This window comes from Synechococcus sp. RC10B2 (genome assembly GCF_047502635.1).
Window position 1 is genome coordinate 46895 of the sequence record NZ_JANSHO010000070.1, and the last position, 11672, is coordinate 58566.

Annotated in this window: 9 protein-coding genes; 3 read left to right on the forward strand and 6 right to left on the reverse strand. The window is 61.9% G+C overall.

The genetic code is table 11. From position 1 onward, the window contains the following. Positions 1–142 precede the first annotated feature (142 nt). The gene (locus tag NW855_RS10490; protein ID WP_011431202.1) at positions 143–1159 is read right to left on the reverse strand and encodes an adenylate/guanylate cyclase domain-containing protein; all 1017 of its coding nucleotides are present in this window, start codon (positions 1157–1159) and stop codon (positions 143–145) included. Positions 1160–1292: 133 nt separating this feature from the next. Between NW855_RS10490 and NW855_RS10495 the strand changes: the two genes are divergently transcribed. Both NW855_RS10495 and NW855_RS10500 read left to right on the forward strand, forming a co-directional pair. Beyond that, on the forward strand, positions 1293–1778 hold the full coding sequence (locus NW855_RS10495; protein ID WP_414508734.1) for a CGLD27 family protein: 486 nt from the start codon (positions 1293–1295) through the stop codon (positions 1776–1778). 47 nt (positions 1779–1825) lie between these two features. Beyond that, the gene (locus NW855_RS10500) at positions 1826–2758 is read left to right on the forward strand and encodes a bifunctional riboflavin kinase/FAD synthetase (protein WP_011431204.1); all 933 of its coding nucleotides are present in this window, start codon (positions 1826–1828) and stop codon (positions 2756–2758) included. Positions 2759–2805: 47 nt separating this feature from the next. Here the strand turns inward: NW855_RS10500 and cobS are convergent, their stop codons facing one another. The 3 genes from cobS to rpoD are packed head-to-tail and all read right to left on the reverse strand — an operon-like array spanning position 2806 to position 5237. Beyond that, entirely contained in the window at positions 2806–3585 is a 780-nt protein-coding gene (gene cobS / locus NW855_RS10505) for an adenosylcobinamide-GDP ribazoletransferase (protein ID WP_011431205.1), read from the reverse strand. Positions 3586–3617: 32 nt separating this feature from the next. Beyond that, on the reverse strand, positions 3618–3998 hold the full coding sequence (locus tag NW855_RS10510) for a DUF4342 domain-containing protein (protein ID WP_228375312.1): 381 nt from the start codon (positions 3996–3998) through the stop codon (positions 3618–3620). A 24-nt stretch (positions 3999–4022) separates the two neighbouring features. Continuing rightward, positions 4023–5237, reverse strand: coding sequence for an RNA polymerase sigma factor RpoD (gene rpoD, locus NW855_RS10515; RefSeq protein ID WP_414402858.1), 1215 nt, complete (start codon positions 5235–5237; stop codon positions 4023–4025). A gap of 651 nt (positions 5238–5888) precedes the next feature. Between rpoD and metH the strand changes: the two genes are divergently transcribed. Further along, complete coding sequence (gene metH, locus NW855_RS10520) at positions 5889–9548, forward strand: methionine synthase (protein WP_099812841.1); 3660 nt, start codon at positions 5889–5891, stop codon at positions 9546–9548. Between the two features lie 4 nt (positions 9549–9552). Here the strand turns inward: metH and NW855_RS10525 are convergent, their stop codons facing one another. Together NW855_RS10525 and NW855_RS10530 are read right to left on the reverse strand one after the other, a co-directional pair. Then, complete coding sequence (locus NW855_RS10525) at positions 9553–10356, reverse strand: ABC transporter permease (RefSeq protein ID WP_206336834.1); 804 nt, start codon at positions 10354–10356, stop codon at positions 9553–9555. A gap of 268 nt (positions 10357–10624) precedes the next feature. Continuing rightward, positions 10625–11536, reverse strand: a complete 912-nt coding sequence (locus NW855_RS10530) for an alpha/beta fold hydrolase (RefSeq protein WP_228375314.1) — start codon at positions 11534–11536, stop codon at positions 10625–10627. Positions 11537–11672: the final 136 nt, after the last annotated feature.

Sequence of the window (11672 nt, forward strand, 5' to 3'; positions counted from 1 at the left end):
ATTCACCCCAGTCAGGAGTCGGGCTCTTGTGCGGTCGAAAGGGCCTTGCCCTCCCATCGGCCGACAGAGCGGCAGAAGGTTCTGGAAGAACAGCGGGATCCCATGGCCCGGCGAGCCGTCCCCAGCTATCGGGATGCGGGGTCTAGGTGCCGAGAACGGCCTGCAGAGCCCCCACATCGCAGTAGTACACCTGGTGCGGGTGGGTATATCCCTTGAGCTGAACCGCCTGCTGCGCAAAGCAGGTAGCTGCCTGTCCCAGTTGTTGCGCCAAGCAGGTATAGGTGTCGTGGCTGATGGCCAAGTCGGCGTTGAGGGTGCGGGTAACACTCTCGATGCGAAAGGCCAAATTGACCGTATCGCCCAGGGCGGTGTATTCCTGGCGGGTGTTGTTGCCCACCTGCCGCACAATGGCCGAGCCGGTGTTGACGCCCGCCCCCAGGCGCAGGGGAGAAGGCAGCGGAAACTCGCCGTTCAGTTGCTCGGTCATCTGAAACAGCTTCACCATGGCCCGCAAAACCGACTTCACGTCGAGCTCGATCCCCACTTGTTCAGCTTGTAAGGGATCCTCATTGGCCTGGGGCGCATGAAACCAGACGGCCATGATCGCGTCGCCGATGTACTTATCGACAGTGCCGCCGTACTGCTGAATGATATCTCCGCCGCGCCGGAACCAATCGCCCATCACCTGGGAGAGGAGGCGCTCGTCCAGTTGCTGGGTCAGTTGTCCGTAGCCGCGCACATCCACCACGGCCACCGAGATCAGCCAGCGGGTTTGCAAAACCAGGGTGTCCGACAGTTTGGCCGCAGGACTGGGTTCTGGGCTGGCCAGGGATCCGCTGTGGAACTCGAGCTGGGATTGTCCGAGGGTGAGGTGATCTCCATCTTGCAGCAGGGTGGGAATGCTGACGCGGCGATTGTTGACGAACGAGCCGTTGCGGCTGCCCAGATCGATGAGATAGATGCTGTTGTTGTCCAGGTATTGCAGCAGGGCATGTTGGCGGGAAACGCTGGGATCGGTCAGGACGATGGCGTTGTCTTCATCGCGGCCCAGCGTCCAAGCGGTCGCTCCGGCGAGAATGTACTTCCTCTGGCTGCCGTCCGGCTCTCTCAGGATCACATAGGGGGCGGTGGTGGCGGCAGGTTCGCCTGGGACGCTCATGGTAGAACGAGAGGTAGATGCGACCACACTCTAATACGATACTCCTCTTCTCCTCGGTTGAACTGCGGCTGGGCTGGGCTTGGCGGGGGGCTGGGCCTGCCAGTATCATTTTGTGTAGATACATTAAGGCCATATGGTGGATCCCTCCCATCCCATTCCTGCTGAGCAACAGCCGCTGCGGCAGTATGCAGAGCTGAGGGAGTCTTTTCCTTTTTCCTGGCCCGCTTTGGAGTGGATCCCCTATCTCAAGCGAATCTTCGCTGTTTGGGGGGTGGTCGTGCTGGCGGTTTCGCCGCTGGTCTGGGTCAGCTTTGCCGGGGATTGGGGCCACTTCGTCTCTGGGTCTGTGCTGGGGGCCAATGCCTTGCTCAGCCTGGTGTTGCTCCACCTCTACTTGGGATGGGCCTATGTGCGGCGGCGCTTGGTGCAGGCGCGGATCCCCTATGAAGAAAGTGGCTGGTACGATGGGGCGATCTACGCGAAATCGGACGAGGAGCTGGCGCAGCATCGGCTGATCGTCCACTATCAAATCGACCCTGTGTTGCAGCGCCTGCGACGTAGCTTGTGGGCTGTGGCCGGCCTGAGCGGGCTGATGGCTTTGCTTTGGCCCCTCTGGTAGAGATTGTCGGGCGGTGGTTAATCAGCTGTTGTTCGGGATCCCAAGCGGTGCACGTAACTTCTGACCTGGCTCAAACCTTGCGACCCACCGCCGTTGCCATCGGGAACTTCGATGGCTTGCACCTGGGCCATCAGAAAGTGCTGCAGCCCATTCGCGACTCCCTGCAGGGGGTGCGCACGGTTCTCACCTTTCATCCTCACCCCCAAGAAGTATTGACGGGGCGCAGGCAACTGTTGCTCACTCCCCCTGCCGAAAAGCTGGCTTTGCTGGCGCAGATGGGTTTTGAGCAGGTGGTGTTGCTCCCCTTCACTCCTGCCTTTGCCCGCCAGCCGCCCCAAGAGTTTATCCAAACAGTACTGGAACAGGGCTTGCGCGTTCGCCATCTCAGCGTCGGCTGGGATTTCTGCTTTGGCCACCGTCGCTCGGGCAATGCCCAAACTCTCCAGGCTTGGGGATCCGAGCGCTGCATTCCGGTGGAGGTGATCCCGGAGGCGCAACTGAAGGGGGAGCGGGTGAGCAGCTCTCGCATTCGCGCTGCCCTGGCTACGGGGGAGGTGGCGGCGGCAACGGAGCTCTTGGGCCGTCCCTACCGGCTGATCGGAGAGGTGGTGCCAGGGGATCGGCGAGGCCGAGAGCTGGGTTTTCCCACCGCCAATCTGCGCCTGCCGCCGGAGAAGTTTTTGCCCCGCGACGGGGTGTACAGCGTTTGGGTGAATGTGCCTGCTGAGGCGGCAGCCCTGCCTGGGGTGATGAACATTGGCCATCGGCCCACGTTTGCCGGGCTGCAGCACACCGTTGAGGTGCATCTGCTGGATTGGACAGGCGATCTCTACGGGCAAGAGGTGCAGGTGGCGCTGCAAGGCTTTATCCGCCCAGAGCGGCGGTTTCCCAGTGTGGCAGACTTAATCCAGCAGATCCGGCAGGATTGCCAAACGGCCCGCCAACAATTGGGCTTGGCCGAGCAAGTTGGCCTAGTCTAGAGGCCCTCCCCCTCGGCCCCTCTCCCAATCCCAAAAGGAGAGGGGGGCTAGGACGGGCCAAGCAGGGATCCCCACAACAAGGCTATCGCTTCCGACCATTCCACCGTAGCTCCGTAGGTGTCCCCTGTGTGCCCTCCCAACTGGCGGTAGAGCCAATAGCCCACGGCCAGGGCTCCCAGGGCGGATCCCAGCGTCCAAAGCAGCAAAGGCCGCCAAGCCAGGAGCCCGGCCCAGCCCACCCCCCCGCTGATGGCCAGCAACAGCAGCGTGCCCGGCCACAGGGATCCCGGCAGGGAAGTGGAGTCTTTGAGGAAGCGGGCGGATCCCTGGTCGCGCAGATAGGGGTATAGGACAATGGCGAGCAACTGGCCCCAGCGCCCCCAGGCCGGCACCAAGAGCAAGAGAGGCCAGACCTGCAGGCTGCTCAGGGCAGCAAATTTCAGCAGCAACACCAGCACCAAGGCGAGCACCCCATAGGCCCCGGTGTGGCTGTCCCTCATCACCTGCAGGCGGCGGGATAGCCCGTTGACGGCTGGCCGTTCCGCGTCGGCAAAGCTTTTGGGGACGTTGACCGCCAACCCATCGGCAGTGTCAGCCACCCCATCCAGGTGCAGCCCGCCGGTTAACAGCACCCACAGAGCCACGAGCAAAGCTGCTCGCACCGGCGGCGGGAAAATCTGCAGCAAAAGCGCCGCCAGGGTGAGGATCCCGCCCAACAGCAGGCCCACCGCCGGCAGCCAGGCGGCAATGCCCTCAAACTGTAGCCCGCCCGCCCGCCCCAAAGGCAAGGCAGTGTAGAAGGTCAGGGCTGCCCAGAAGCGCCGCAATTGTTCAGGACGCTCAAAACAACGTTGATCAGCTAAGAATCATCCCGAAGGGTTCGCTCCACCACAATGGTCAGCTTGGCCACCAGAGCCCCGATCGCTCCCACAGCCGCCAACACCGGGAACAGAGCCGCCCCCAACACCCCTGCCGCCACGCCTACGCCCAGAGGGATCTCGATCAGCGTCTGCCCTTCGGCATTTTTGATCAGAATGCGGCGAACATTGGCCTCCTCGATCAGCTCGCGAATTTTGGCCAACAGCTCGTCCCCGCTGATCTTAAACTCCTCCACGTGGTACTCCACCTGGGCCGGAGGTACATCCTTGGCCTCTATGTCGGCCTTCTCAGGAAAGTTGGGATCCGGCGTCTCATTGGGGTTCATGCTGAAGAGGCTCCACACGTCGGTTGGCAGCGGCAACTGAGTCCATCCTAAGACCGGATCCTAGCGGATGTACTCTTTCAACACACTGTTGCGATTGGGGTGGCGCAGCTTGCGCAGCGCCTTGGCCTCGATCTGCCGGATCCGCTCGCGGGTCACATTGAAGATCTGGCCGATCTCCTCCAGGGTTTTCATGCGGCCATCGTCTAGGCCGTAGCGCAGCTTCAACACATCCCGCTCGCGGGGGGTAAGAGTTTCCAGCACGCTTTCCAGATCCTCTCGGAGCAAAACCTTGGCCACCCGCTCCTCGGGGGTTTCCCCTTCCGACTCGATGAAGTCGCCCAGCCGCGAATCCTCTTCTTTACCGATGGGAGTCTCCAGAGAGATGGGAAGCTGAGCCGACTTGGCGATGAAGCGCAACTTCTCGATGGTAATCTCCATGCGGGTGGCGATCTCCTCTTCGGTCGGCCTGCGGCCCAGCTCCTGAGAAAGCTGCTTGGTGACCTTCTTGATGCGGGAGATGGTCTCGTAAAGGTGAACCGGCAGGCGAATGGTGCGCGATTGGTCGGCAATGGCGCGGGTGATGGCCTGGCGAATCCACCAAGTGGCATAGGTGGAAAACTTGTAGCCCTTCTCGTGGTCAAACTTTTCCGCTGCCCGGATCAGACCTAGGGATCCCTCTTGGATGAGATCCTGAAACGACAGGCCCCGGTTCATGTATTTCTTGGCAATGGAGACCACCAGCCGCAGATTGGACTGCACCATCTTTTCTTTGGCCCGTCGCCCCCGATGCAAGCGCCGCCGGAATTCGGGCAGGGACATCTTCACTTCTTCTGCCCACAGCGTCTCCGGTACCTCCTCTGGGTCGGACCAGAGGCCCATACGCTGGAAAACGGCCTCGCGAGCCCGCTCTAGCTCCAGCAGGTCGGCAATTTCGCGGGCTAGCTCAATTTCTTCATCTGCCCGCAACAGGCGGATACGCCCGATTTCCTGCAAATAGACGCGGATGGAGTCATCGGTGTAGGGTTTTTTCTTGCTGGCCGCTTTGCGCTTGGAACGGCCCTTGGCAGCGGCGGCAGCAGCATCGGCATCCTCCTCGAGGGACTTTTCGTCGTCCTCATCATCCTCATCAAAAGCATCAGTGTCACTGGCATCCAGTTCCGTCTCGAGGGGATCCACCTCATTGTCCGCATCCAGAGGGATGGAGGATGAACTTTCCAGATCCGGTTCGAGAAGAGCCGTATGACCAGACTGCACCAATTCCTTTGCTTGAGCCATGCTGAGTTCCTCGTAACTTTAATCACAGACAACTGGAGGAGACTAAGGGGTTCTAGGCCCTGAAATGAGGGAAGCAGGTTCCAACTTTGCTGCGGCCCCTGACGCCAGATGGAGGGAGTCAAGTTCCGCAGACCCAAACCCCACTTGCGCCGGGCAAGCTCGCCCGCTTCTAGGCAACCGATCGCTCAGGCCAATCTCGAAGCAGATATCGCTCATAGGGTTTAACCGAACTGGCGCAAAACCCGTTTTGATGGGTAAAACCTCCTGAGATCTCGAAAGGCAAGTCTTTGGCTTTGCCTATCCCCTGGCACAATCCAGGCCACTTACTGAGAGGGCAGGATATTCAGCACCTCAATCACCCCAACCTATAAGGAGAAGAGCGCATTGCAGCCGCCAGCAAGCGACCTTGAGGAAGATCCCTGCAGGCAACTGTAGCCGTTCACACCAAAATGTCTTCCCTAAATTAGCCCGCCCTTGGGGAAACAGCAACGGGGCAGACGAAGAAAATCTTAACTTCACCCCACCCCGTCCCGGCTCTGAGATCCTGGTCTAGGGGATCCCTGGGTTGGCCTAGTCCGGGGAAGTGGCTCAATGCTACCTTAAATCAGACTACCTTAAAAGGAAAGGATCCCTGCCAGCGCCGCACCGCCTATGACCCATCCCTTCCTGCAGCATCTCCAGGAACGTGTGATCGTCTTCGACGGGGCAATGGGATCCTCTCTGCAAGCCCAGAACCTGACGGCAGCGGATTTTGGCGGGCCGGAGCTAGAAGGCTGCAACGAGATCCTGGTGCTGAGCAAGCCGGAGGCGGTGGAGCGGGTACACCGGGGCTTTCTGGAGGTGGGGGCCGATGTCATCGAGACCGATACTTTTGGCGCCACCTCGATCGTCTTGGCCGAGTACGGGATCGCGGAAAAAGCCTACGAGCTGAACGTGGCGGCAGCGCGCCTGGCCAAGCGGCTGGCGGCGGAGTTTTCGACGCCGGAAAAGCCTCGCTTTGTGGCCGGCTCCATCGGCCCCACCACCAAGCTGCCCACCCTAGGGCACATCGGTTTTGACGAGATGCGGGCCAGCTACGCCGAGCAGGTGCGGGGCCTGATCGACGGGGGGGTGGATCTCCTCATCATCGAGACCTGTCAAGATATCCTGCAGACCAAGGCGGCGCTGGTGGCCGTGCAGCAGGAGTTTGCCCGGCGCGGGATCCGCCTGCCGCTGGTGGTGTCTCTGACCTTTGAGGTGCAGGGGACGATGCTGGTGGGCACGGAGATCGGGGCGGCGCTGGCCATCCTGGAGCCCTACCCCATCGATGTGCTGGGCCTCAACTGCGCCACCGGGCCGGACAAGATGGCTGAGCACATCCGCTACCTCTCCCGCCATTCTCCCTTTCCCATCTCCTGCATCCCCAACGCCGGCCTGCCGGAAAACATCGGCGGCAAGGCCCACTACAAGCTCACGCCGGAGCAGTTGCGCTTCCACCTGGAGCACTTTGTGCGGGATCTGGGGGTGGCGGTGGTGGGGGGCTGCTGCGGCACCCGCCCGGATCACATCGCCGCTTTGGTGGAGGCTGTGCGGGGGCTGCGGCCCAAACGCCGCTCCGTCGAGCGCATCCAGGCTGCCGCTTCCATCTATGCCCCTCAGCCCTACCTGCAGGAGAACTCTTTTTTGATCATCGGCGAGCGGCTCAACGCCAGCGGCTCCAAGAAGATGCGGGAGCTGCTGAATGCCGAAGATTGGGACGGCCTGGTGGCCCTGGCGCGGGAGCAGGTGCGGGAGGGATCCCACATCTTGGATGTCAACGTGGACTATGTGGGCCGGGACGGGGTGCGGGATATGCGGGAGCTGGTCTCGCGGCTGGTGACCCAGATACCCATTCCCCTGATGCTGGATTCCACCGACTGGCAGAAGATGGAGGCCGGCCTCAAGGTGGCCGGGGGCAAGTGCCTGCTCAACTCCACCAACTACGAGGATGGGGAAGAGCGCTTCTTCAAGGTGCTGGAGCTGGCCAAGACCTACGGCGCGGGGGTGGTCATCGGCACCATCGACGAGGAGGGCATGGCCCGCACCGCCGAGAAGAAGTTCCAGATTGCCGAGCGGGCCTATCGCCAGGCCGTTGAGTACGGGATCCCGCCCTACGAGATTTTCTTTGACCCGCTGGCTTTGCCCATCTCCACCGGCATCGAGGAAGACCGGGCCAACGGGGCGGCTACCCTGGAGGCCATCCGCCGCATCCGCCAGGCTTTTCCTGAGGCCCACATTCTCTTGGGCATCTCCAACATCTCCTTTGGGCTCTCGCCGGCAGCCCGCGTGGTCTTGAACTCGGTGTTTTTGCACGAGTGCCGCCAGGCCGGCCTGGATGCCGCCATCGTCAGCGCCGCCAAGATCCTGCCCCTGAGCAAGATCCCGGAAGAACAGCAGCAGGTGTGCCGGGATCTGATCTGGGATCGGCGCCAGTTCAACGCTGAGGGCATCTGCACCTACGATCCCCTGGCGCGGCTGACGGAGCTGTTTGCGGGGGTTTCCGGGCAGGAGCTGCGGGCGACCGGATCCCTGGCCAAACTGCCCTTGGAGGAGCGGCTGCGGCGGCACATCATCGACGGCGAGCGCATCGGCCTGGAGGAGACCCTGGCAGAGGCGCTGCAGAAATACCCCCCCCTGGAGATCATCAACACCTTTTTGCTAGACGGCATGAAGGAGGTGGGGGAGCTTTTTGGCGCCGGCAAAATGCAACTGCCGTTTGTGCTGCAGTCGGCAGAAACCATGAAGGCGGCGGTGAAATACCTGGAGCCCTTCATGGAAAAAGTAGGCGGGGAGGTGTGCAAAGGCACCTTCTTGATCGCCACCGTCAAGGGGGATGTCCACGACATCGGCAAAAACCTGGTGGACATCATCCTCACCAACAACGGCTACAAGGTCATCAATTTGGGCATCAAGCAGCCGGTGGAAAACATCATCGAGGCCTACGAAAAGTACAAGCCCGACTGCATTGCCATGAGCGGCCTGTTGGTGAAATCCACCGCCTTTATGAAAGAGAATCTGGAGGTGTTTAACGAGCGGGGCATTACCGTGCCGGTGATCTTGGGAGGGGCGGCCCTCACCCGCCGCTTTGTGGAAGAAGACTGCCGCCAGACCTACAAGGGCCAAGTCATCTACGGCCGCGACGCCTTTGCCGACCTGCACTTTATGGATCGGCTGATGCAGGCCAAGGCGGCCGGGCGCTGGGATGACCGGCTGGGTTTTCTGGATAACTTCGAGCTGGGATCCCGCTCTGACAACCGCCAGAGGAGAGCTGCGGCAGCCGTGGAGGAAAGGGATCCCACCTTGCCGGCTCCAGAGGTGACCGTGGGCGCCGCTCCTGCCCCTGCTGTCTCGGCTGGCGACGGCGGGGCAGACACCCGTCGTTCCGAGGCGGTTACCCTCGATACCGAGCGGCCCATCCCCCCCTTCTGGGGATCCCAAGTTCTCGAGCCGGATCAGATCCCCTGGCCGGAGGTCTTCTTCTACATCGACAAGCAGGCCCTGGTGGCCGGCCAGTGGCAGATCCGCAAGCCGCGCGACCAGTCGGCGGAGGAGTTTGCCCAGTTTCTCGCCACCCAGGTGGAGCCGGTGATCGAGCGCTGGAAGGAGCGGATTGTTACCGAAGACTTGCTGCGCCCGCAGGTGGTTTATGGCTACTTCCCGGCGCAGGCGGAAGGGAATACGGTGATCCTCTTCGACCCGGCCAGCTTCCCCGAGCTGTTTGCTCTAGAGCCCGGCTCCACCACCTATTTGCAATTGCCCACCGTCGATCGCCCTCGGCTTTCTCCCCAGGTGCGGGAGCTGGCCCGCTTCACCTTCCCCCGCCAGAAGAGCGGCCAGCGCCTCTGCATTGCCGACTTCTTCGCCGACCGCTCCACCGGCCTGGTGGACGTCTTCCCCATGCAGGCAGTTACAGTGGGGCCAGAGGCCACGGCCTACGCCCAGCACCTCTTTGCCGAGGGCCAGTACACCGACTATCTCTATTTCCACGGCCTGGCCGTCACCCTGGCAGAGGCCTTGGCGGAGTGGTGCCATGCCCGCATCCGGCGGGAGCTGGGCTTTGGCGGCGAGGACAGCCCCGACATCCGCCAGATCCTGCACCAGGGCTACCGCGGCTCCCGCTACAGCTTCGGCTATCCCGCCTGCCCCAACATCGCCGATCAGCGAGTTTTGTTGGAGCTGCTCCAGACGGAGCGCATCGGCCTGAGGATGGACGAAAGCGACCAGTTGGATCCTGAGCAGTCCACCACCGCCATCGTCGCCTACCACCCGGCGGCCCGCTATTTCAATACTTGATCCCTCACCCCCGGCCCCTCTCCCTAGAGGAGCGGCTGAGCAGGGGAAAGCCCATCACGGCAACCAAGGTTATCGCGACGATCACGGTGGAGAGGGCGTTGATCTCCGGCGTCACCCCTCGCCGCGCCGTGCTGTAGATCAAAATGGGCAGGGTCTGGCTTTCGGGCCCGCTGGTGAAAAAGGAGATCACAAAATCGTCGATGGAGAGGGTAAAGGCCAGCAGCGCCGCGGCCAGGATCCCTGGCATGGCCAGCGGCAGTGTGACGTAGCGCAGCTTCTGCCAGGTGTTGGCGTAGAGGTCGTAGGCGGCTTCCTCCAAAGCCGGATCCAAAAGCTGCAGGCGGCTGCGCACCACGATGGCCACAAAGGCAATCTGAAAGGTGATGTGGGCAATCACCATCGTCCCCAGGCCCAGCTCAAACCAGCCGGTGTAGGCGCGCACCAACTGGTAAAACAACAGCAGGGTAATGGCCATCACAATGTCGGGGACGACCACCGGCAACAGCAGCAGTCCCTGCACAGCCTTCTGGCCGGGGAAGCGGTAGCGGTACAGCCCATAGCCCAAAAGGGATCCCAGCAGCGTGCTCACCAGGGTGCTGACTCCAGCCAAGACAAGGGTATTTTGCGTGGCCTGCCAGATCGCAGCATTGCGAAAGAGAGCCCAGTACCAATCGAAGGTAAAGCCTGTCCACACCAACCCGAAGCGGGCGCGGTTAAAGGAATAGACAGCAATGAGCAAAATCGGCAGGTAGAGAAAGCCATAGATGGCATAGCTCACTCCCCGCAGCCAGATGGGTATCTTCGCCACTCCCCTTCCTGCCCTCCCAGGGATCTGCCGGAAAAAGCGGCCGCGCTGCCAGCCTACCTCCCTCCAAGTCTATAGCTCGCTGCCTATGGCAAGATGTAGCAAAACTGTATGCTGCCTGCCGCTCCCCTCTCCCTTTGGCGGGGGGGCCGAGGCAGCCGAAATGCCGAGGGGGTTCTCTGTCTGCCGGCCTAAGAAGCTCGGCATGAGGGCGGTTTCTTAGTCTAAATCCGGGAAAGCCACCTTGCCTAAAGGGAGGAGTCGGCGTCCCTTAGTCCAGCTTTGGGCTCAAGCTCTCCAGAAACTCTCGAATCAAGGGCAGCACCTGCTCCGCATGCAGGGCGGGGATGGCGTGTCCAGCACCGGGCAGGATCTTGAGCTGGGCTCCAGGGATCCCCTCCGCATAGGCTTGGCAATGCCAGAGGGGAATGGTGTCGTCCCGCTCAGCGGCAACTACTAGGGTGGGAACCTGAATGGCATGAAGCTGACGTTCGACCGTATCGACGGCAGCTTGGGGGCGCAGGCGCTGGCGGAGAAATTGGCGGGCCACCGGCTGTTGGCGCAGGGATCCCCGCAGCCACAGCAGCCAAGCCAGTCGCTCCTCCCAACGTCCCCAACGGGCCAGGGGGATGGCGGCTCGCAGCAGCCTATCAACCCACGCGCCTTCCCGGAGCAAAAGCCGCATGTGCCGGTAGCGTTTGACAAAGCTGTCGTCGCGGATCCCGGCAGGCGCCAGTAAGACCAACCCCCGCAGGGGGTAACGAATGGCGTAGGCCGCCGCCACCCAGCCGCCAAAAGAGTGGCCCACCAACACCGGCTCAGGCAGGCGCAGCGCCTCGACAAACCCGCGCACAAACTCTACCTCCACGGCGATGTCGTAGCGCAGAGCCGGTTGGCTGGACTGACCAAACCCCAGCAAATCCAGGGCGATGCAGCGGTATCGGTCGCCCAACCCTTGCATCAGCGGCCACCAATTGGCGTGAGTGGCCATGAAGCCGTGCAAAAACAGCAGCGGCATCTCGCCTTGCCCCAGCTCCCGATAGGCGGCCCAGCAGGACTCTGCTCCCGCCAGATTTAATCCCTCCAACTGCACCCTGTGCAGCGGGATCTCTTGAATGCGGGCCCTCAACTCCGCCAGACGCTGCGCCAAGGGCAGTCGTTCCAGTAGCTCTTGCTCCCTCATCAGCTCCCTAGTCGACGAATACAGCTTTTTCCACTTCTAAGGGATCCCCTCCGCTCTCTCCGAGCTGGTCGGAAAAAGCTGCCATCAGAACCTCTGGGGTACTCCCGCCACAGCGCAGCTTGGCGGGCTGGAGGAT

Excerpts from the sequence above, each read along its gene's own strand:
- NW855_RS10530 (WP_228375314.1), bottom strand. The coding sequence starts at position 11,536 with ATGAGGGAGCAAGAGCTACTGGAACGACTGCCCTTGGCGCAGCGTCTG.
- NW855_RS10495 (WP_414508734.1), top strand. The coding sequence starts at position 1,293 with ATGGTGGATCCCTCCCATCCCATTCCTGCTGAGCAACAGCCGCTGCGG.
- NW855_RS10490 (WP_011431202.1), bottom strand. The coding sequence starts at position 1,159 with ATGAGCGTCCCAGGCGAACCTGCCGCCACCACCGCCCCCTATGTGATC.
- metH (WP_099812841.1), top strand. The coding sequence starts at position 5,889 with ATGACCCATCCCTTCCTGCAGCATCTCCAGGAACGTGTGATCGTCTTC.
- rpoD (WP_414402858.1), bottom strand. The coding sequence starts at position 5,237 with ATGGCTCAAGCAAAGGAATTGGTGCAGTCTGGTCATACGGCTCTTCTC.